Genomic DNA, 17,934 nt, shown 5'->3' with positions numbered 1-17,934 from the left:
GAGTCCTTGCGAATGGCATGGGGACGTTGTGGCATACGATGGAACCCTTGGAACTATGGGGGAGCCTCCGCCCAGCGCGGAAGTTTGGGGAAAACAGAATTGGCTAAGCACGATAAGGTCACGCCCGGTAAGTACAGCGTTCACGACGGCGACGTCAAGGAATGCCCGGACTGCTTCCGGCCAGCGCCGATCAAAATGTATCTCGATGACGAGGACAAAGTTTTGGGCATTAACCGAACGTTCTTTTGCCGCGATGAACCCGTCAGCTTCAGCATGGGGTTGCTCACATACTCGTCTGTACGAGGCAAGGAGGTAGACGTCATCAGGGCCTGTTCTTCTCACGCCAACTACCATGTCCACCACTGGCATCACTTGAGGGTCGCCGAGACAAAAATCAACGAGATGTACCCCATCGACTCGCATGATGATCTAATAAGGGCACACGGGCATGCATCACACAACGTGTTCCCCCGCTACGCAGAATGGAAAAAGGAATGGAGCAAGAAGATATGACATCTCGCGCCGCAGCGGCACGCAGCATTTCAAATCTGATGCTGAACCCCAGCTTCCATCGCGATCTAGCCGAAGCCGCCGTTATCGATGATGACGGGGAGATTCCGATGGTGGTAGCGGGTTCAGATGAAGCCGCTGTCGTGGCGATTCATCGAATGGAACGAGTAGGGCGCGACTGCGTTGTCCTCGCCACGGCGTTTGATGACCGCGTCCACATCATCTACATGAAGACAACCGATTCGTCCGGGAGGGCTGAAGATCTCGTGGACATCGTTGGCGGAATCACCGTCCGCGACTGGCTCGAGATGATGCGGCTGAATCCAGGACGCACATATCACACGTCGGGATCTGACATCATGTCAGCCATGAACTCGTCTGAGTACGCCCTGGCCTAGTTCATTCCCAAATACCGTGCCATTGTTGGCAGCAGGGATAGGGCGAAAAGACGCCCCCCGGTCTTCTGATCCGGGGGCGTTTTCGTTATGGCCGACCAAAGGCCTGTAGTAGCGCGGTCATGTCGGGCGCCTCATGAGTTTTCTGGACGTAGTGGCGGCTGGTGATCTGCTCACTGGAGTGGCCCAGCTGGGCTGACGCTGACGCCATGCCCTCGGACTTGGCCAGCAGCGTGCCGACGGACTTTCGGAACGTGTGCGGGGTGACCCACTGGAAGCCGATGTCATCGCGGGCTGAGCGCCACTGCTTCCGGAAGTTTCCCGGATCCCTCAGCGTGCCCGTAGCGGACGGGAACACGACGTCCCAAGGGTTGGCCATGACCTGCTGAACCTGGCGCCGGAGCAGCATTTCCACCGCGAACGCGGGCAGGTAGTAACGCTGCCTCGAGTTGGTCGACTTCGGATGCTCCTGAATGGTCATCCCCTCCCCCGGCACGTAAATAACTGTCCCCGTAACGGTGAGCGTCGGCCGCTCCGCCTTCAGATCAATGTCCTTCCACCTGAGCGCCAAGGCTTCGCCTATCCTGGCACCGGTAGCGAGCATGATATCGACTACATCAAGCAGGTCGTTCGGCCGCTTGCGTCCGCGGGGACTCGAGTCCAATTGCCATTGGCCCAAGCCGGCTCGAAGAGCGGCCGCCTCCTCCACGGTCAGCGCCCGCACCTCTTTCCGGTTCACAGGGACTTTCGCTACGTCCCGAAGAGGATTAGATGCGATGGCACCGTGGCGTGCCGCAAGACCGAGCATGGCCGACAAGACGGTCTTGGCGAGTTTCGCAGATCCGTTGCCGTGCTTCGTCCTCGTCGCCTTGAGGAAGCGATCCAGACGAGATACCGTCGCCTCTCTGATCGCAAGCCCGCCGACCCCGGGGCTGACGTAGGAGTCAAGGACTTCCCGGTAGCGCCGCTGCGTGTTGATAGCGCGGTCCTGATCCATGAACTCAACCCACCAAACCTCCGCCAACCTATTCAGCCGGGTATCCGCCGTGATGTCCTCACCGGCCGGCATCCCCCGTTCTTTCAACGCGGAGATCAATGTCTGCTCCGCCTTCGAGCCGCGGTCATTCTTCGACTTGGCGATCGCCCGGGCCTCGACTTTGCGGGTCACTCCATCAAAGTCTCTGAATCTGGCCATCGCACGCCATACGCCTGGCGAGACCTCGTCCCTGCTGATCTTGCCCCAAGTCCCGATCTGCAGCGGCGGCCTAGGCATCATCGGACTCCTGAATCCCGGAGATCACCAGATTTTCCTTGAAGTGGTATCCCAGCCTTGGCTCATTTGCAGCAGTGAACGTAACTTGTGGGAACTTGGCCTCTAGGGCCTTCCCCATGGCGTGTTCGGTCAGAGTCCGTTGAATATGTGCGATTGAGTTGTACCCTGAATCGGCTGGCGCCTCCCGCATACGTTCGACGTCCTCCCACCCCAGAGCCAACTTATAATCCTCGGGGAGCGAGTCGTTGATCGCTTGCCAGTCATCTTCCGATTCGACCTTGACCCCCTCCGATGCAACGAAATTGACACCCATGCGAGCCAAAGCGTCTTCCGGAGACAGGCCGGTGGCGGAATATTCATCACGCAGGCCATCCTGAAGGAACCGCGTCGAAGAGCAGGAGACCGCGTAAGGGCCTGGTCGACCTTCCGAGAGCTCAACCAGGAGCTGGATGCTTCGCCTCGTAGCCGCTGCGCTCAAGTATCGGTATCGGAGGTCCGAGTACGCCTCCCTCGCCGTTGACTCCACGACTCTCATCCGCTCCAGAGTGGTTGCAATGGGATCCTCTGGTGCAAGCAAGTCACTCTGACTGACACCCAGGGCCCTAGAAATCGACGGCAGCTCAGCGAGTCGGACGGGGCGAATGCCGGATTCGACCTTAGACAAAGTGCCTTGTGACCAAACAAGGCCGACGCTACGCAATGCGCGCACAGCCTGCGCTTGGTTCAGGTTCTGACGCTCCCGCACTTGCTGGAGTCGCAGGCCTATCTCTTCATCGGGTGTGGAGTTCATGGGTTGAGCATACACTCAAAATCGAATATCTGCCTTTCGACTTTGACTTGTATCTTTCATCAGATTCGAATACCGTCGATTCCAGCACGAACAATCGGGCTCGAACAAGGAGGCCATTTCCATTGAGTACGCAGTCCGCACCCAACGGCCATGAGCGACACCTATCCCCCCAAGACTTGGCGGATCGAGTGGGCGTTCCTTTACAAACAATCTACGGATGGAGGGTCTACCACAAAGGTCCGCGTGCAATGCGAATTGGCAAGCATTTGCGCTACCGCTTGGCTGACGTACTCGCTTGGGAGGAGTCCCAGTTGGATGAATCCAAGGCGTCGGCATGATCACCGAAGCCGATTTAGCCGGCGCGTGGGAATCCGGCTACTGGCACGGAACATCTCGCGAAGGACCACTGAACGGTGCCGCAGTTGCCGCGAAGAACCCGTATGAGACAGAAGAAAGCCGTGGCGCTCTCGCCAAAGAACACGCCACGGCCGAAGAATCAACAACCGTTAAGAAGGAGCGATTCCTGTGAGCACCAATGCTATCAAGAGGCCGGCCACGCTGCGAGAACTGGGCGATATGGCCGGCGACTTCCCCACCTTTATGCGGATGCTGGACGAGCTTGGCCCTTGGCCAATCCCGCCCGTGGGCTTCGCCATGACCAAGGGCAGCGAGCAGCGTTGGATCGGTAACGACGTCGTCAATCGTCAGTACATCGTGACCCCAGTGTGGAACGCCGCCACGAACAGTCGAAGCATCGACCTATGGACGTCTAAGGAACCGGGTGAGTCTGATACTCACCTCATGCCGCTGCAAGCGATCGAACTCGCGGCTGACCTGCTGATCATGGCCAAGGATGCGCTCGGAACTGCCGTCGAGGAAGACAAGGATGGGAACTGATGGACCTGAGCGAACTTCGCTATGTGCTGGGGAAGCTCGAGTTGCTGGAGGCCCGAACGTTCACGCCCGAACAGATTTGTGCCTGGTTCGACATCCTCGGTCAGCACTCTCTCAAAGACGCGTCAGAGGCTGTTCTGGCGTTTCATTCAAAGCCGTATAAGCGGCCCGCCTACCCCGGCGATCTGAAGGCGCACATCCTGGAGAACGAGGGCGTCCGCCTTCGGCGATGCGGAACCTTGGAGGCGAACGCCGCCGACCATGTCGACGGCCACGGGGTACCGCCAGTCGCCAGACTGCGGGCACTGGTGGCAACGGGCGAATGGTCTGCCGCCGACTACCGGGCGTACCGGCGTTCCGGACAGTCGATCGAAGAATTCCAGACAGCGGAAGGAGCGCTACGCGTTGGCTAGAGACCGTGCGAACATCCGCGTCGACCTGTGGGCCGACGAGGACTGGCGGGCCCTCTCAATGGGCGCCCAGCACCTTTACCAGCTGATCCTGACCCACCCGACCTTGAACTACGCTGGCGTGGCTGACTGGCGGCCCGGTCGCCTCGCCGCCCTGACCCGAGGCCGGACTGTCGACGATGTCTTGGGGGATGCTGCCGAGCTGTCAGCGGCAGCATTCGTCTTCGCCGACGACTCCACTGAGGAGGTGCTTGTCCGATCGTTCGCCAGGCACGACGGGGTCGTGAAGCACCCCCGTCTTCACGTCACGATGGCTAACGACTTCGCCGGCATCGCGTCTTCCGCCATTAAGGAATTCTTTGCCTTCGAGATCCAGAAGCTTCATTCTGAGCAGCCGGATCTCGCCCTCTGGGGGCATCCGAAGGTGCGGACGATCCTCAAGGCTAAGGCAAGCGATATGAAAGCGGTTTGCCGCGGGCTTAGGCAAGAACAGGACAAGGATTATGGAAGCGCTTTGGCAAAGCCCTTGGCAAAGGATCTGAATAGCGTTTCTATGCGAACAGCTACTGCTACTGCTACATCTTCTAAAGAAGATACTTCTTCGTCGGAGATTTCTGACGAAATCCCGCGACCCGACGTTGAGGAACTCCTTGATCTTCTTGATTCCTGCTTGGAGGCGAACGGCTCCAAGAGGCCATCTAGGAACAAGAAGAACCGCGACGCGGCCAGGCTTCTTCTGGACCGGGATGGCTATGACGTCAAGCAGGTCTCGTGGATGATCCGGTGGGCCACCAGCGATGAGTTCTGGCGGGGCAATATTCTGTCCATGTCGAAGCTCCGGGAGAAGTTCGACCAGCTCAAGGCAAAGGCCGGCGTCGGGGCAAAGGCTCCGGCCGCCGGCTTTCACGGTGAGATCGACGTGGATGCGGTCCTGGGTCGGGATGTTTGGCAGCCGGGGACACCGCCGGAAGGGCTGGACGTCGCTGGTGAAATCGCGTGGAAGAAGGAACAACGGGCGCTGCACAACGCCGAGCGCCTGGCGGAAGCTAAACGGAAATTGGGGGTGGCAGCATGACCGACAGGACGCCGCGGCAGGACGTGGACGCTGAACGTGCCGTCATCGGGGCCGTGCTGCTGGACCAGCGAGCGCTGGAAGAGGTCAACCTGAAGGCCGAGGACTTCTACTCGCCGCAGCACGAGCAACTGTGGGACATGATCCTGACCGAATCTCGGGCGGGACGTCCGGTCACGGCGCTCGCCGTGTCGCAGAAACTCATCTCCTCGCCCATCAAGGGGCTGGAGGCGACGTACCTGCACCAGTGCATGGAAGCAGCCCCGGTCCGTTCGGCCGCCGGCCACTACGCGAGCATTGTCACCGGAACCGCGAGGCTCCGGCGTCTGGCAGACGTCGGGCTGAAGCTGCAGCAGATGTCGGCCACCGCTGCATGGGATGAGACTGAAGGCGTGTTGGACGAGGCACGGGTAACCCTCGACGCGACAGCCAACGAAGCGACGGGCATCAGGATCCGGACGTTCTCGGCAGCGCTGGAGGACGCCGTGAATCTCTGGTCAGCGCCGAAGGGGCGCTCCTACCCGACCGGATGGTCAGAGCTCGACCACAAGTTCAACGGTGGCTGGCACCCCGGCCAGCTCACCGTCATGGGCGCCCGGCCAGCTGTGGGCAAGTCCCTCGTCGCCGGCTGCGCGGCCGTCGCCGCGGCGGAGTACGGTGTGGGCTTCTTCTCACTTGAGATGAAAGAACACGAAGTGGTCGGACGCATGGCCGCAGCTTCGGAAGGAATCGACCTCCACAAGATCAATTCCCACAACCTTGGCGAGGCCGACTGGGCTAAGATCGCACGCCTCACTGCGAGGGCCGCCGATTGGCCGGTCTACATAGAGGAAGCCTCACGGATCACTATGGCCCAGGTCCGGGCGACCGTCCGAACGTGGGCTAGGCGTGGCCCCGTCCCACTGGTCGTCCTCGACTACCTGCAGCTGTGCGCCCCCGCCGATCCTCGGGATATGCGGGAGCGCCAGGTATCCCGGATCGCCGAGGACTGCAAGCACCTCGCGAAGGAGTTCGACACACATGTCCTAGCGCTCGCGCAGGTGAACCGCGGATCCACACAGCGATCTGACACGCGCCCCACTATGGCCGACCTGCGGGAGTCCGGCGGCATCGAGGCGCACGCGGACAACATCATCTTGCTCCACCGCGACGACCAAGAAATGGAAGGCGAAATAGAACTGATCATCGAAAAGAACCGCCACGGCGAAACCGGCAAGATCCGCCTCGCCTGGCGCCCGCACTTCGCCTCAGTCAACAGCATGTCCCTGGGCGCCAACGACTACCGCTATGGAATGGAAGCATCTTGAACACCACCCCGACCATCGACATTCTCAACGCAACCGTGCACCGGCTTACACGTGACCACCGGACCACGCACGTCGATCCAGACACCGGGATCAAGAGCTACCCAACGGAGCTCAGCCTCTTCGAGCAGCTGCGCCAGGAAATCGCATCTGGCCGGCGCCCGTCCACTGGCGGGTCCTCCGGCTCCCGCTCCCCCATCGCGATCCCAGCATTCGGACTCTGGGCTGAGATCCGGGAAACCCTGGCGACCATGCACATCGCAATCACCGGCCGAGACGAACCCAAGCTCAGCGCCGAGTCCAAACTGCAGAAATGGGCGGCATGGACCCAGTCTGACGTCGGCGGGGAGAGCGCCCAGAAGTGCCTTCATTCGGCGACGGCATGGGCGTCAGCAATCGAGCAACTCCTCAACCCAGTCCGCCGCACGGAAATCGTCGGTGCGTGCCCAGTCGAAGCATGCGGGGCCTCACACGCTTGGACATGGGAGGACGGCGAATACGTCCGCAACACCGCGATCACTGCCACCGGAGCCGAAGCCCGATGCGGAGCCTGCGGAACTACCTGGGCAGGAGCAGAATTGCACTCGCTCGCCCTCAACCTCGGAAAGGCTGCAGCATGACCCCTGCCGACTCGTCCGCTCCCATCTACAAGGCCGGCCTCACCAGCTGGTCAATGCCCTTCGACAGGCAAGCAGGTGCGCGAACACCTCAGGTGCCCGATGAGCCCGGAACTATCCACGCCGTCCGGCCGACCCAGAGCGAGCTGAGACTGCGGGAGCCGTACTTTATCGAAGACACCTACAACTACCGGGCCGCCCTCTGTGGAGCCAAGGTGAAGATCATCATGCCCAACACCTTCAAGGCCGACGAAGAGGAAGCATGCCCGTACTGCATCGAAGAGACGTGCAAGCCGCCACGAAGGACACTCCAGCGGCCCGGCGGCGGCCCCGGTTACGTCGTGCCCGACCTGTGGAGCCCCCGCCAGTGGCTCCACAAGCGGAAACAGCGCGGCTAACTTACACGCTTGTAAGTATGGCCAGCTTTTACTAGACTGATGGCACAGCGCATACCTGTACCCAAAACGTCGTGAAGCCCCGGAGTCCCCCACTCCGGGGCTTCTTCCTTTGACAGCAGCCTGCGAAGTTTCCCGCCCGCCGCCCCGCCAGGGCCTTGCTGTGGGCATTGCGCGCCGCCAGCCCACCGGCCATGGTATAGAAATTCCCTACGGGCCCGTCCATGCTGCGACGAACAAGAGGGCCGTCGCGCATGCGAGCAAGGCTGCCCCAACCCAGTAGAAAAAGAATGACATGGTCTCTGACTTAACGACCCAGCCCGGGGTATCGAGGTTCTGGTTATCAGGCCCCTCATATCCCGCTCGTGACAATTCATAGTCTGCGTGAGTGAAGCCCCAGTAGGCCCGGCCAATGGCGGCGCCAGCAGCTACCGCGGCCGTGATGAACATGGCACGAATCGTGTAGTCCGCATTTGCAAATGCATCCTTCGCAAGATCCCCAAACAAGATCAAGCCACCGAGGCCGGCTCCAAGATAGGCGCAGAACTTCTCCCACCGAACATGGTTCGCGTGGGCGGCGCTCCGTGGATACGGCACCTCCTCCTTGTCCACGACTACCTAGGCCTGGTTGCCCCGTTGAATATCCATTTGAAGAACTCCTTGATTGCTTCGATGTCGGCCCTATCGAGTTGCGGTTCATCGAACGCCTGACGCGCCATAACACCCAGCACCGTGGCCTCAGACGTCGCTTCGATCATTGCCTCACGAATGGTCCCGGGAAAATAGTCACGGTCCACAGCCACGGTAGCTTCACGCAGTCCGCTCCTCACCGCGTCTGAATCCGCCCTGCCTTCCGGTTCAATCTCGGGCATATACCTTCGCGCCTTGTCAATGGCGTTGAACAGCCCCTGATCGCCTGGCTCCGTAGTCATTGCCCTTGTCCCTTCTCATTCGCCTCGATGCAACAAAAGAATGGCACCCCGGCACAGGGCCTACAAGGCGCAAATCCAAAGTCGCGTACGAGGCAGTAACCGTCTGATCGGAGGCTAGGCATGCGCCTATACCGCGCTATCTGCGCCTGGCTAGAAGCCTCAGCAGCAGCCATGTCCGAGCCTGAAGAGTTCGGGCCAGAGGGTGCAGGGCCAGCCCAAGCAGAGCACGCCCACTCATACACCACACCCCCAGAGCTACACATGCGCAGTGACCGCCAATCCATCGATGACGATGACCCCTGATGGCTACCTCACGCACTGGCACAGCCACATGGAAGAGACGCCGAGCACACGCCCTGCGGGAAGCCCAAGCCCACGGACGCACACACTGCCCATACTGCAGGTGCCAGCTCGACTACGACCTGAGCCTCAAACCCAACAGTGCCGAGGTCGACCATGTGATCCCATTCGGAACGCTAGGCCACGACAACGGACCGCTCGACGTGATCTGCAGAGCCTGCAATCAGTCCAAAGGGAACCGTGCGGCACCACGTGCAGCGGGCGTCTTGACCCGCAAACCACTTTCCACCAGCCGGAAATGGTGACCCAGGGCCCCATCCCCCACCCCGCCCGCCCGTCGCCCCCAGGCGATAGCGAAAATATCCCCCCGAGCACGCACAGGAGGCCGCCGTGGACGTTCCCTCCGGCCTCGGCGTGCGCGGATTGGCCCTGTGGGAGGCCCTGGCGACTGAGGATGTGCCTCGGAACGCGCTGGTCCTCGAGGCTGCGCGCCTGGCTGATCGTCTTGACGAGCTCGACAACATCATTCAGGGCAAGGGCGTCCTGAACTCATGCAGTTCCGAGTTCTCAACCGTGAAATCGAGGACGATGGCTCGTTGAACATCAACGTCGAGGTGAAGTTCCAGGCGCCGTTGGCTGAGGCCCGGCAGCAGGCGCTCGCTTTCACGAACATCCTTGGGAAGCTCGCCCCCGTGGAAGGGGCCGCGAAGGCATCTGGCCAGCCGGGACTACTCCCCGACAATGTGACCCCCCTGCAGAAGCTCATGGGGAAGATCCAAGCGTAGGCGGTGCAGTGTGGTTCGAGGTTTGCAGGAACCACGCTTCGACACGGCTCCGACTCCCCGCGGCTACACGACGAAGCATGCCGAACTGGCTCTGGAGTTTGCTTCCGGCTACCACCTGATCCCGGATCCGTGGCAGGCGAACGTGGTCCGGTCTTGGCTCCGCAAGGGCAAGGATGGGCTGTGGTGTGCCTCGACGTGGGCTGTCTCTGTCCCCCGGCAGAACGGCAAGAACGGCGGGCTGGAAATCGTCGAGCTGTACCTGATGGTCGCCCTCGAGTTGAAGATCCTGCACACCTCGCACTTGCTGGGTTCTGCCCGGAAGGCGTTCAAGCGTCTGATGCACTTCTTCGGCACGCAGAAGAACGATCCACAGGCGAAGTACCCGGAGCTCAATGCGCTGGTCAAGGAGGTCCGGAAGACCAACGGCCAGGAAGCTATTGAGTTGTACAACGGCGGCCTGATCGAGCTTGGTGCCCGCACTGGCGGCGCCGGGCGTGGTTCTTCGTTCGACGTCCTCGTGATCGATGAGGCGCAGGAATACGAGGAAGACGAGCAGGAAGCGCTCGAGCCGACTATCTCCGCCTCTCCCTCTGGCGATCCCGTCACGATCTACATGGGCACCCCGCCGCGGGAAATCAGTGAGCGCGGCGCCCCGTTCATGAAGGTCCGCAACGGTGCGATCACGGGCGAGGATAAGCGCGTCGCGTGGGTGGAGCATTCCGCTGTGGGCGACGTCGATTCCATGACCGAGGCTGACCTGAAGCTATTCGTGGCAGACCGGAAGCACTGGGCTGAGTCGAACCCCGCTCTTGGCCGGCGCATCACCCAGCGGACGATTGAGGGCGAGCATAGCCGATGGTCGCCGCGGTCCTTCGCCCGGGAACGCCTGAACATGTGGCCGGAGCCTGCATCCCTTGAGTCGGCGATCCCGAAGAAGGCTTGGGACGCTCGGCGGCTGGCAGAAGTCCCCGAGGACTGGCCGCTGGCCGCTTTCGGGCTGGACATGAACCCGGAGCGCACGGCGATCACGCTGGCGGCCGCTGCCTGGGCTCCTGATGGGGTGCACGTGGAGCTCGTGGACACGGATGACAACGACGTCCGGTTCGACGAGATGCTTTCCGAGCAGATCGTGGAGTGGCTGTGGAAGCGATGCAAGCGCCGGATCCCGGTCGTGCTGGACGCATACACCCCGGCCCGGTCGCTGGAGCCCCTGCTCAAGAAGCGGAAGATGAAGGTCTTCGTACTGGGCCCCGCCGAGCTGTCCCAGGCGTGCGGCGGACTGTATGACGCGGTCACCAAGGATCGTTCAATGACCCACTTCGGGCAGGAGCACTTGGACGTGTCTATTGCGGGAGCGGTCAAGGAGAAATTCGGCAAGGGAGGCGCGTGGAAGTGGAACCGTCGCGACTTCTCGGTCGACCTCACACCAACGATGGCGGCAACGTGCGCGCACTTCGGAGCGGTCAAGTTCGGCCGCCGGCCAACCGTCAACGACGATGACGAACAATCGAGCAGCGAAGGTGAGGTGGAGGTCTTTTGATTCCCATGCAGGCCCCTCTCGCGTTGGACCATGATGATGCCCGCCTTCTCGAGGAACTGGTCAGTGTCTGGAACGCGAAGCGCAACCGGAACGTGCTGCGGACCGTCTACTTTGAGGGTAAGCAGGCGTTCAAGGACTTCGGCATCTCGATCCCTCCGCAGCTGCAGCAGTTCGGCACAACGCTCGGGTGGGTCGCCAAGGGCGTGAACGCCCTGGTGGACCGCTCGAACCTTGAAGGGTTCGTGTCCCCAGGCATGGTGGATGACCCCTACTCGATTGAGTCTGTCCTGACGGCGAACCAGTTCTACAATGAGTTCCCGCAGGCGGTGCAGTCGTCGGCCATTCATGCGTGCGCGTTCCTGACGGTTTCGCAGGGGGATGTGGCATCGGGTGAGCCAGAGGCTTTGATCCTGCCAAGGGCCGCGGATGCGTCGGCTGGGCTGTGGGATTCGCGGCGGCGGGCCGTGCGCGGGTTCTTGGCTGTCGTGTCCGTCGATGAGGCCGACATGCCGACTGAGATGGTGATGTACCGTCCTGAGAAGGTGGTCACGCTGACCCGGCAACCGGCAGGTGGCTGGCAGGTCGACATCCGGCGCAACCCCCTGCGGGAAGTCACCGTCGCCCCGCTGGTGCACAAGCCCGATCTGAAGCGGCCCTTCGGTCATTCCCGGATCTCGCGGGCGGCGATGGACTACACAGACGCCGCGCTCCGCACCGTCCTCCGGTCCGAGGTGCAGGCAGAAGGCTTCTCCGCGCCGCAGTACTGGCTCCTGGGGGCATCAGCCAAGGCCTTCGCCGGGAATGCCCGGTTCAAGGCCGTGATGGGCCGCGTGTTCGGTCTGACCGAGAACTCGGAGACGGGCGAAGTGCCGGACGTCAAGCGGTTTGAGGGCGCGAGCATGGTCCCGCACGTGGATCACCTGAAGATGTGGGCGATGCTGTTCTGCGGCGATCAGGGCTTGTCTCCGTCGTCGCTGGGGATCATCCATGACAACCCGTCTTCAGCTGAGGCCATCTACGCGGCGAAGGAAGACCTGATTATCGATGCCCGTCAGGCTAACCGTTCGTGGGGCCAGGGTGCGGTCAAGGCGGTGCAGTTGGCTGTGCGGTTGCGTGACGGGCTTGATGTGACGCCGGAGCCGCTGCTGAAGCTCACGGCGATGTTCACGGACCCGTCGATGGTTTCGCCGACGGCGGCCGCTGACGCGTTCACGAAGCGGGCCGCGGCGATCCCCGGCTTCGCAGAGTCCGAAGTCGGTTTGGAAACGGCCGGACTCACCCGGGAGCAGATCGTCCGGTTCCAAGACGAGCAGAAACGTAAGGCCGCCGGCAATAGCATCAACGCGCTTGTGGCAGCGGCGGCGTCCAGGCGGGCGCCCGCGCAGGAGGTAGCTGCGGATGGTGGAACGGTCTGACCTTGAGAGGTTCCGGACGGCTAACGCTGAGCTGTCCCGAATGGTGAAGGAAGCGCTTGAAGCGTTCTTTGCCTCGCTGGATCTGGCGCGGCCGGAGGCGGCGCGTGACTCGCTGCTTGAGTTCACGCCGGTCCTTGTCGCCCAGTATGGCGAGGTGGCTGCCGCGTTGGCCGCCGACTGGTACGAGGAACTGACTGGTTCTACCGGGGCGGCGCTGGCCAGGTCCGTTGACGCCGCTACGGTTGCGTCGCAGGTCCGGTACGCGGCCGGGCACCTGTGGACGCCGCAGCCGGCCGCGGCGTTGGGCGTCTTATCCGTGCAGGTGGACAAGTTCGTGAAGCAGCCCGGGCGGGACACGATCGCCAGCAACGCGAGGCGTGGCCGCGTGCGATGGGCTCGCGTTCCGACCGGCTCTAAGACATGCGCTTGGTGCCTGACACTCGCCAGTCGCGATGCCGTATATCTCTCCGAGCGTTCGGCTTCCAAGGCCGCGGACGGCTCGGACTACCACGGCGACTGTGACTGTGTGCCGACCCCGTTGGGCTCGCGGGATGACTACCCCGAAGGGTATGACCCCGACGAGTACTACCGGATGTACCAAGTGGCCCGCGATCAAGCCGGATCCGGCGACATCAAAGAGATTGCTGCGGCCATGCGCCGCAGTTTCCCCGACCACGTCCGTGACGGCGTAGTCGAGCACTAACCCAAGGCTCCCGCATGGGGGCCTTCACTGTTTCCCGGTCCACCTGCCGCATGGCGCATCACGGCCCGGGTCGATCCCGCACGGGAAGGAAATCATCAATGAGCGAGAACGAGCCGACTGCCGGCACCCCCGCCGAGCCTGCAGCACCTGCCGCTTCTGCACAGGAGACAGACTGGAAAGTCGAGGCCCGCAAGTGGGAAGCCAGGGCGAAAGAAAACAACAGGGCAGCCGAAGAGTTGCGGAAGATCGAAGACTCTAAGAAGTCCGAGATTGAGCGCATCCAGGAACGCGCAACGACCGCTGAGCAGCGCGCAGCGCAGCTCGAGCAGGAGCGCACGAGGCTGTCAGTGATTGCTGCCGAAGGTATCCCCGCCGACTACCACGATCTCGTGGTGGGGAGCGATGAGGAATCCCTCAAAGCATCGGCTGCGAAGGTCAAAAGGCTCATTGGTGCGGCTGCCACGCAGGAAGCCAACAGCGCCTCCTACGTCATTCCCTCCGAGGGGAACAGCCCAAACCTTGCACTGAACAGCGATGCCCTTGAGGAATCGCTGCGCCGGGCACTCGGCATCGGCCAGTAGCCCGTACCACTTCTAGGGATCAAGGAGACCCCCATGGCAATTACTGCCCCCACAACCACCAGCGACTTCGCTGGATTCATCAAGCCGGACCAGGCAGCAGGCATCTTCGATCAGGCTGCCCGCCAGTCCGTAGTGCAGGGCCTGGCGCAGCGCGTCGCCCTTGGCGCGTCCGGCCAGGACATCCCGATCGTCACCGGCAAGCCGACCGCGAACTGGACGGGTGAGGGCCAGCGCAAGCACTCATCCAAGGGTTCTATGACCCTGCTGCCGATGAAGCCGGAGAAGCTGACCTCCATCGTGGTCGTTTCGGCTGAGACGGTCCGTGCCAACCCGGGCGGCTACGTCACCAACATCCGCGGCCAGCTCGCCGAGGCATTCGCGATCGCCTTCGACCTCGCCGCGCTGCACAACACCGGCGGCGACGGAACGGGCACGGGCCCGTTCGACCGCTACATCGACCAGACCACCAAGTCCGTCGAACTGGGCACCGGTTCGCAGGCCAGCGGCGGGATCTACGCTGACCTCAACAGCGCCCTGCGGCTGCTGGTGAACGACGGCAAGAAGCTCCGCGGCTGGGCCCTCGATGACACGGCAGAGCCGACCCTCAACAGCGCCGTGGACCTCAACGGCCGCCCGCTGTTCGTGGAATCTCCCTACGACGGGTCCGCGCTGGACTCCGGCCGCCTGCTGCGCCGGCCGGCGCTCTACGCCGAGGGCATCGGCACCGACGTCGTCGTGGGAACGCCGAACACCGGCGGCATCGTCGGCTACGGCGGCGACTGGACCCAGGCTGCATGGGGCGCCGTGGGAGGTATCTCCTACCGCGTGTCCACCGAGGCCACGGTCACCATCAACGGCGAACTCGTGTCCTTGTTCGAGAACAACCTCGTGGCGATCCTCGCCGAGGCCGAATACGGCTTCGTCGTGAACGACACCGAGGCATTCGTCAAGCTCACCAACCACACCGCCTAATAGGAGGCCCTGATGGCTAAGACCGAAGAGAAGAAGGAAACCGTCACGCTGACCTCCCCCGAGGGCACACAGGTCACGGTGTCCGCCGAGCTGGGCGGCAAGCTGGTGGCGGGCAGCGGCTTCAAGAAGGCCGCCGCGACCAAGACGGCCGCGAAGTCCGAATAACCCCGTCAAGGCGGGTCGTCCCCGTGGCGGCCCGCCTTAGCCCCGGCAGGAGGCCACAGTGGCAGCTTTCGCAACCATTGAAGAACTCGAGGCGTGGTGGCGGCCGCTGGACTCCACGGAACGGACTGCGGCCACGCGACGGCTTGATGACGCTTCGCTGATCATCCGGGCCGTGAAGCCCACCGTCGACGCTGAGATCACAGCCGAGACGCTCTCGGCGGCTGTCCCGAACTTTGTTGTACGGGACATGGTGAAGCGGTCCATGTCGTCTCCGGACGACATGGCAGGCGTCAGCCAGGCGACGCAGCAAACTGGCCCGTTCTCGCAGACGCTGCAGTTCGCCAACCCTGAGGGAAACCTTTACTTGACGAAGCTGCACAAGCAGATGCTGGGGATGGGCGACGGGGCCGCGTTCGAGTTCGACCTGTTCCCGGACGCCTTGCCGGCGTCCTTCGAGGCGTGGTGATTCCGGATGGGTGTTGCGTTCGCGTATCCGGGCGATTATCACGCGCCGGGGATGTCCCCTCTTCGGGGCTTCCCGAAGTCGTGGCTGACAGACGTGACGGTGCTGCGCGGTGGGGGCCGGGATCCGAAAGGCAACCCGCTGCCGCCGGTGGAGCTCACCGTCACGGGCTGCCTGATTGGCGCCCGGGCGACCTCTGACCCTGTGGACCGATCTGACGTCGTCGACGGCAAGGCTGTGCTCTACCGGGGGCCGGGTTTCCGTTTCCTGTCCACGGACCGGATCCGCGTGCCTGATGGTGCACGGATGGCTGGTGAGTGGTCGGTGGACGGCCGACCGGGCGAGTGGCCGTTCGGGTCTGAGGTTGGGCTGGTGCGGGCGTGAGCAAATACGAGCCTTTGGACAACGGGCTGAAGAAGCTGGGCCAATCGGATGCTGTAGGCAAGGCCGTGTTGGACGTTGCGCAGCGGCTGGCCGGGAACGCCAACGCGGTGGGCGACTCCACTTATGAGGCGGCGCCGTCGAAGGTCACGGCTGGTTGGAACAACGAGGAACGTGCCGGCGCCGTGGTCCGTGAAGTTGACCACCACTGGAAAGACTCTCGCGACCGGATCCTGCTTCGCGTAGCTGAGGCCATGAAGGTGAGGAAGAAATGATCGATGGTCTGGTCTTCCCCGAAGCCAGATCCGCATTGTTCGACCTGATCGACGGCTCCACCCACGAGGAAAAGCCGGTGCGGGCTGTTTACCAGCTGCAGGCTGACGCGTATGGGGCGCCACAAGGGCCCTACCCAGTGGCCCTGATATACGTCACTGGCGGCACTCAGGGGTATGTGGACCGGGTGGACCGGGCCACGGTCGAGCTTTACGCGCCTGGGCAGCAGGCGGTGGACGTACTCGAGTCGATTTGCGCTTCCATCGTGGGCGAGAACATCGAGACGCCTTCCGGATTCCTTGACCGCATCGACCCCGATGTGACCCCTTCCGAGGTCCCGTACCCGTCCGACACCTTGAACAAGGCCACGGCCACTTTGCTGGTCACTATGCGGCCCATCAATTAGACCCCGTCCGGGGACCAACAAATCTCATGCCCTTGAAAGGGGTTATTTGCCATGCCAACTTTCGACACGATCCGTCAGGATTCTGACGCACGCGAGCTGATCCGGAAGATTCAGAAGGCGATCGCGTTCCTCGCTCCGAAGAGCGTGGACCTGCCCGACACGCTGTTCTCCGGCGCCGGTACCCTGATTGACCTCAAGACTGCCGGGTGGCTGCCGATCGGCATCGTCACCCCGGACGGTTACGAGTTCGGCCGGGACATCAGCAAAGAGGACGTGACCGCGCTCGGTTACGCGTCCCCTGTCCGTTCGGACATCACCGAGGTTGCCAGGACGGTCACGATGACGCCGCTGGAAACTGGCCGGAAGCACATGCTGGAGCTCACCTACGGCACGGACCTGTCCGCGGTCACCCAGTCGGCCACGACGGGCGAGATCGTCTTCGACGAACCGGACCTGCCCGTAGGAGCCGAGTACCGGCTGCTGATCATCGGTTCTGACGGCCCTGCCGCCGAGAACTGGATCTTGGGCCGCGGCTATGGCTCGGTGAAGCTCGCCTCCACTGACTCCCAGAAGTGGGGGACGGGCGACCCGGTCCAGCAGCCGCTGACCTTTGACGTGTTCACGGACTCCGAAGTCGGAGTCCCTGTGAAGCACTACATCGGTGGCACGGGCGCCTTGGTCCACAAGACGACCCTCGGCTTCACTGCCGGCACCTAAGCCGGTCCTCTAAACGCGGTGCGCGCTGCTCTCCGGGTGTGGCGGCGCGCACCGTACCTAACCACGCCCGGACACTCTTCACGTAGGAGCCGAGATGCCCCGCTTCACCAAAGAATCGGCGGACGGCAACGCGCTGACCGTCGAAACCGCTATCCCGACCGAAACCGCAGCGCTTCGCTCGCAGGGATGGAACGAGCAGAAGGCCAAGACCTCCGAGGTCAAGAAGGCCGACGCCGAATCCGCCAAGACCACCACTAAGTAACCCACCCCTCACACCCGGAGGTAACACCATGGCCGTAGACAAGCCGACCGTCCAGTATTCCGTCGCCAAGCTCAGCAAGGAAGTCAAAGAGGTTGAGCCGTTCAGCGTGGCACTGTCCAGCTCAAAGATCATCACGTTCCCTGACCTCATGGCCATGGAGTCTGAAGAGTCTGATGAACTGCTTAGCAGGATCGAAAAGCTCACCTCAACGTGGGGTGTTCTCGACGACTGGCTGAGCAAGGAAGACGCCGCGCTACTCCGGGCCGAAAAGCTCTCCCGGGTGAAGCTCCTGCGTCTCGTGAAGGTCGCGTCCAAGTACTACGAGGACGCATACGGCGACCTGGGGGAAGACGCCGCCTCCGCGGGCTGATCGGGCGCT

The 17,934-nt window shown here is 62.5% G+C and carries 29 protein-coding genes; 25 read left to right on the top strand and 4 right to left on the bottom strand.

The annotated features are described in order from the left end of the window. Window positions 1–99 precede the first annotated feature (99 nt). Complete coding sequence (locus tag G9E11_RS01995; RefSeq protein WP_190602491.1) at window positions 100–513, top strand: hypothetical protein; 414 nt, start codon at window positions 100–102, stop codon at window positions 511–513. Further along, on the top strand, window positions 495–908 hold the full coding sequence (locus G9E11_RS01990; RefSeq protein WP_190602488.1) for a hypothetical protein: 414 nt from the start codon (window positions 495–497) through the stop codon (window positions 906–908). The genes G9E11_RS01995 and G9E11_RS01990 overlap by 19 nt, the downstream gene beginning before the upstream one ends. An 85-nt stretch (window positions 909–993) precedes the next feature. Here G9E11_RS01990 and G9E11_RS01985 read toward each other — a convergent pair whose 3' ends face one another. After that, window positions 994–2,178, bottom strand: coding sequence for a tyrosine-type recombinase/integrase (locus tag G9E11_RS01985; RefSeq protein WP_190602486.1), 1,185 nt, complete (start codon window positions 2,176–2,178; stop codon window positions 994–996). Continuing rightward, window positions 2,171–2,968 (bottom strand): helix-turn-helix domain-containing protein, encoded by a 798-nt coding sequence (locus G9E11_RS01980; protein ID WP_246468638.1) that lies wholly within the window; start codon window positions 2,966–2,968, stop codon window positions 2,171–2,173. The genes G9E11_RS01985 and G9E11_RS01980 overlap by 8 nt, the downstream gene beginning before the upstream one ends. Between G9E11_RS01980 and G9E11_RS21580 the strand changes: the two genes are divergently transcribed. Genes G9E11_RS21580 through G9E11_RS01940 form a run of 8 tightly spaced genes read left to right on the top strand, consistent with a single transcriptional unit; the run spans window position 2,878 to window position 7,663 of the window. Continuing rightward, window positions 2,878–3,306, top strand: a complete 429-nt coding sequence (locus G9E11_RS21580; RefSeq protein WP_190602483.1) for a helix-turn-helix transcriptional regulator — start codon at window positions 2,878–2,880, stop codon at window positions 3,304–3,306. The genes G9E11_RS01980 and G9E11_RS21580 overlap by 91 nt on opposite strands. Next, window positions 3,303–3,497, top strand: coding sequence for a hypothetical protein (locus G9E11_RS01970; protein ID WP_190602481.1), 195 nt, complete (start codon window positions 3,303–3,305; stop codon window positions 3,495–3,497). The genes G9E11_RS21580 and G9E11_RS01970 overlap by 4 nt, the downstream gene beginning before the upstream one ends. Beyond that, the gene (locus tag G9E11_RS01965; protein WP_190602479.1) at window positions 3,494–3,865 is read left to right on the top strand and encodes a hypothetical protein; all 372 of its coding nucleotides are present in this window, start codon (window positions 3,494–3,496) and stop codon (window positions 3,863–3,865) included. Before G9E11_RS01970 ends, G9E11_RS01965 begins: the two co-directional genes overlap by 4 nt. Next, window positions 3,865–4,275 (top strand): hypothetical protein, encoded by a 411-nt coding sequence (locus G9E11_RS01960; RefSeq protein WP_190602477.1) that lies wholly within the window; start codon window positions 3,865–3,867, stop codon window positions 4,273–4,275. The genes G9E11_RS01965 and G9E11_RS01960 overlap by 1 nt, the downstream gene beginning before the upstream one ends. Continuing rightward, entirely contained in the window at window positions 4,268–5,347 is a 1,080-nt protein-coding gene (locus tag G9E11_RS01955; RefSeq protein WP_190602475.1) for a hypothetical protein, read from the top strand. The genes G9E11_RS01960 and G9E11_RS01955 overlap by 8 nt, the downstream gene beginning before the upstream one ends. Next, window positions 5,344–6,651: a replicative DNA helicase gene (locus G9E11_RS01950; protein WP_190602473.1), complete on the top strand. Its 1,308-nt coding sequence runs from the start codon at window positions 5,344–5,346 to the stop codon at window positions 6,649–6,651. Before G9E11_RS01955 ends, G9E11_RS01950 begins: the two co-directional genes overlap by 4 nt. Beyond that, window positions 6,648–7,268, top strand: coding sequence for a DUF7341 domain-containing protein (locus G9E11_RS01945; RefSeq protein WP_190602471.1), 621 nt, complete (start codon window positions 6,648–6,650; stop codon window positions 7,266–7,268). The genes G9E11_RS01950 and G9E11_RS01945 overlap by 4 nt, the downstream gene beginning before the upstream one ends. Beyond that, complete coding sequence (locus G9E11_RS01940) at window positions 7,265–7,663, top strand: hypothetical protein (protein ID WP_190602469.1); 399 nt, start codon at window positions 7,265–7,267, stop codon at window positions 7,661–7,663. The genes G9E11_RS01945 and G9E11_RS01940 overlap by 4 nt, the downstream gene beginning before the upstream one ends. A 207-nt stretch (window positions 7,664–7,870) precedes the next feature. Here the strand turns inward: G9E11_RS01940 and G9E11_RS01935 are convergent, their stop codons facing one another. Next, window positions 7,871–8,272 carry a hypothetical protein gene (locus G9E11_RS01935; protein ID WP_190602468.1) on the bottom strand — a complete coding sequence of 134 codons (402 nt, stop codon included), beginning with the start codon at window positions 8,270–8,272 and terminating at the stop codon, window positions 7,871–7,873. Window positions 8,273–8,274: 2 nt separating this feature from the next. Beyond that, the gene (locus tag G9E11_RS01930; RefSeq protein WP_190602466.1) at window positions 8,275–8,592 is read right to left on the bottom strand and encodes a hypothetical protein; all 318 of its coding nucleotides are present in this window, start codon (window positions 8,590–8,592) and stop codon (window positions 8,275–8,277) included. 302 nt (window positions 8,593–8,894) lie between these two features. Between G9E11_RS01930 and G9E11_RS21610 the strand changes: the two genes are divergently transcribed. The 15 genes from G9E11_RS21610 to G9E11_RS01855 all read left to right on the top strand — a co-directional run bounded on the left by G9E11_RS21610 (window position 8,895) and on the right by G9E11_RS01855 (window position 17,925). Then, window positions 8,895–9,197 carry an HNH endonuclease gene (locus G9E11_RS21610; RefSeq protein WP_190602464.1) on the top strand — a complete coding sequence of 101 codons (303 nt, stop codon included), beginning with the start codon at window positions 8,895–8,897 and terminating at the stop codon, window positions 9,195–9,197. Between the two features lie 246 nt (window positions 9,198–9,443). Beyond that, on the top strand, window positions 9,444–9,677 hold the full coding sequence (locus G9E11_RS01920; protein WP_190602462.1) for a hypothetical protein: 234 nt from the start codon (window positions 9,444–9,446) through the stop codon (window positions 9,675–9,677). A gap of 22 nt (window positions 9,678–9,699) precedes the next feature. After that, complete coding sequence (locus G9E11_RS01915) at window positions 9,700–11,217, top strand: hypothetical protein (protein WP_190602460.1); 1,518 nt, start codon at window positions 9,700–9,702, stop codon at window positions 11,215–11,217. 5 nt (window positions 11,218–11,222) lie between these two features. Beyond that, entirely contained in the window at window positions 11,223–12,632 is a 1,410-nt protein-coding gene (locus tag G9E11_RS01910) for a phage portal protein (RefSeq protein WP_190602458.1), read from the top strand. Continuing rightward, a complete protein-coding gene (locus G9E11_RS01905; protein WP_190602456.1) occupies window positions 12,616–13,335 on the top strand; it encodes a VG15 protein in 720 nt (239 codons plus the stop codon). Before G9E11_RS01910 ends, G9E11_RS01905 begins: the two co-directional genes overlap by 17 nt. 98 nt (window positions 13,336–13,433) lie before the next feature. Beyond that, window positions 13,434–13,916: a capsid assembly scaffolding protein Gp46 family protein gene (locus G9E11_RS01900; RefSeq protein ID WP_190602454.1), complete on the top strand. Its 483-nt coding sequence runs from the start codon at window positions 13,434–13,436 to the stop codon at window positions 13,914–13,916. Between the two features lie 33 nt (window positions 13,917–13,949). Further along, window positions 13,950–14,888: a phage major capsid protein gene (locus G9E11_RS01895; protein WP_190602453.1), complete on the top strand. Its 939-nt coding sequence runs from the start codon at window positions 13,950–13,952 to the stop codon at window positions 14,886–14,888. 12 nt (window positions 14,889–14,900) lie between these two features. Further along, on the top strand, window positions 14,901–15,053 hold the full coding sequence (locus G9E11_RS01890) for a hypothetical protein (protein ID WP_190602452.1): 153 nt from the start codon (window positions 14,901–14,903) through the stop codon (window positions 15,051–15,053). A gap of 58 nt (window positions 15,054–15,111) precedes the next feature. Beyond that, window positions 15,112–15,519, top strand: coding sequence for a Gp19/Gp15/Gp42 family protein (locus G9E11_RS01885; RefSeq protein WP_190602451.1), 408 nt, complete (start codon window positions 15,112–15,114; stop codon window positions 15,517–15,519). A 6-nt stretch (window positions 15,520–15,525) separates the two neighbouring features. Beyond that, window positions 15,526–15,900, top strand: a complete 375-nt coding sequence (locus G9E11_RS01880) for a hypothetical protein (protein WP_190602450.1) — start codon at window positions 15,526–15,528, stop codon at window positions 15,898–15,900. Then, window positions 15,897–16,172 carry a hypothetical protein gene (locus G9E11_RS01875; RefSeq protein WP_190602449.1) on the top strand — a complete coding sequence of 92 codons (276 nt, stop codon included), beginning with the start codon at window positions 15,897–15,899 and terminating at the stop codon, window positions 16,170–16,172. The genes G9E11_RS01880 and G9E11_RS01875 overlap by 4 nt, the downstream gene beginning before the upstream one ends. Continuing rightward, the gene (locus G9E11_RS01870) at window positions 16,169–16,576 is read left to right on the top strand and encodes a hypothetical protein (RefSeq protein ID WP_190602448.1); all 408 of its coding nucleotides are present in this window, start codon (window positions 16,169–16,171) and stop codon (window positions 16,574–16,576) included. The genes G9E11_RS01875 and G9E11_RS01870 overlap by 4 nt, the downstream gene beginning before the upstream one ends. 51 nt (window positions 16,577–16,627) lie before the next feature. Then, the gene (locus G9E11_RS01865; protein WP_190602446.1) at window positions 16,628–17,293 is read left to right on the top strand and encodes a hypothetical protein; all 666 of its coding nucleotides are present in this window, start codon (window positions 16,628–16,630) and stop codon (window positions 17,291–17,293) included. 94 nt (window positions 17,294–17,387) lie between these two features. Further along, window positions 17,388–17,555 carry a hypothetical protein gene (locus G9E11_RS01860; RefSeq protein ID WP_190602444.1) on the top strand — a complete coding sequence of 56 codons (168 nt, stop codon included), beginning with the start codon at window positions 17,388–17,390 and terminating at the stop codon, window positions 17,553–17,555. A 28-nt stretch (window positions 17,556–17,583) separates the two neighbouring features. Then, window positions 17,584–17,925, top strand: a complete 342-nt coding sequence (locus tag G9E11_RS01855) for a hypothetical protein (RefSeq protein ID WP_190602441.1) — start codon at window positions 17,584–17,586, stop codon at window positions 17,923–17,925. The last annotated feature ends 9 nt before the right edge of the window (window positions 17,926–17,934 follow it).

Origin of the sequence: Arthrobacter ipis (genome assembly GCF_014694315.1) — a bacterium.
Lineage (GTDB): Bacteria > Actinomycetota > Actinomycetes > Actinomycetales > Micrococcaceae > Arthrobacter > Arthrobacter ipis.
Note: the sequence above shows the minus strand (reverse complement) of the source record. Positions and strands in the feature narration are given on the sequence as shown.

What these genes read in the sequence shown, in the direction of transcription:
- G9E11_RS01990 (WP_190602488.1), top strand. Translation starts at nt 495, where the DNA reads ATGGAGCAAGAAGATATGACATCTCGCGCCGCAGCGGCACGCAGCATT.
- G9E11_RS01985 (WP_190602486.1), bottom strand. Translation starts at nt 2,178, where the DNA reads ATGCCTAGGCCGCCGCTGCAGATCGGGACTTGGGGCAAGATCAGCAGG.
- G9E11_RS21580 (WP_190602483.1), top strand. Translation starts at nt 2,878, where the DNA reads ATGCGCGCACAGCCTGCGCTTGGTTCAGGTTCTGACGCTCCCGCACTT.
- G9E11_RS01980 (WP_246468638.1), bottom strand. Translation starts at nt 2,968, where the DNA reads ATGAACTCCACACCCGATGAAGAGATAGGCCTGCGACTCCAGCAAGTG.
- G9E11_RS01970 (WP_190602481.1), top strand. Translation starts at nt 3,303, where the DNA reads ATGATCACCGAAGCCGATTTAGCCGGCGCGTGGGAATCCGGCTACTGG.
- G9E11_RS01960 (WP_190602477.1), top strand. Translation starts at nt 3,865, where the DNA reads ATGGACCTGAGCGAACTTCGCTATGTGCTGGGGAAGCTCGAGTTGCTG.
- G9E11_RS01950 (WP_190602473.1), top strand. Translation starts at nt 5,344, where the DNA reads ATGACCGACAGGACGCCGCGGCAGGACGTGGACGCTGAACGTGCCGTC.
- G9E11_RS01940 (WP_190602469.1), top strand. Translation starts at nt 7,265, where the DNA reads ATGACCCCTGCCGACTCGTCCGCTCCCATCTACAAGGCCGGCCTCACC.
- G9E11_RS01930 (WP_190602466.1), bottom strand. Translation starts at nt 8,592, where the DNA reads ATGACTACGGAGCCAGGCGATCAGGGGCTGTTCAACGCCATTGACAAG.
- G9E11_RS21610 (WP_190602464.1), top strand. Translation starts at nt 8,895, where the DNA reads ATGGCTACCTCACGCACTGGCACAGCCACATGGAAGAGACGCCGAGCA.
- G9E11_RS01920 (WP_190602462.1), top strand. Translation starts at nt 9,444, where the DNA reads ATGCAGTTCCGAGTTCTCAACCGTGAAATCGAGGACGATGGCTCGTTG.
- G9E11_RS01910 (WP_190602458.1), top strand. Translation starts at nt 11,223, where the DNA reads ATGCAGGCCCCTCTCGCGTTGGACCATGATGATGCCCGCCTTCTCGAG.
- G9E11_RS01905 (WP_190602456.1), top strand. Translation starts at nt 12,616, where the DNA reads ATGGTGGAACGGTCTGACCTTGAGAGGTTCCGGACGGCTAACGCTGAG.
- G9E11_RS01900 (WP_190602454.1), top strand. Translation starts at nt 13,434, where the DNA reads ATGAGCGAGAACGAGCCGACTGCCGGCACCCCCGCCGAGCCTGCAGCA.
- G9E11_RS01895 (WP_190602453.1), top strand. Translation starts at nt 13,950, where the DNA reads ATGGCAATTACTGCCCCCACAACCACCAGCGACTTCGCTGGATTCATC.
- G9E11_RS01890 (WP_190602452.1), top strand. Translation starts at nt 14,901, where the DNA reads ATGGCTAAGACCGAAGAGAAGAAGGAAACCGTCACGCTGACCTCCCCC.
- G9E11_RS01880 (WP_190602450.1), top strand. Translation starts at nt 15,526, where the DNA reads ATGGGTGTTGCGTTCGCGTATCCGGGCGATTATCACGCGCCGGGGATG.
- G9E11_RS01870 (WP_190602448.1), top strand. Translation starts at nt 16,169, where the DNA reads ATGATCGATGGTCTGGTCTTCCCCGAAGCCAGATCCGCATTGTTCGAC.
- G9E11_RS01865 (WP_190602446.1), top strand. Translation starts at nt 16,628, where the DNA reads ATGCCAACTTTCGACACGATCCGTCAGGATTCTGACGCACGCGAGCTG.
- G9E11_RS01860 (WP_190602444.1), top strand. Translation starts at nt 17,388, where the DNA reads ATGCCCCGCTTCACCAAAGAATCGGCGGACGGCAACGCGCTGACCGTC.
- G9E11_RS01855 (WP_190602441.1), top strand. Translation starts at nt 17,584, where the DNA reads ATGGCCGTAGACAAGCCGACCGTCCAGTATTCCGTCGCCAAGCTCAGC.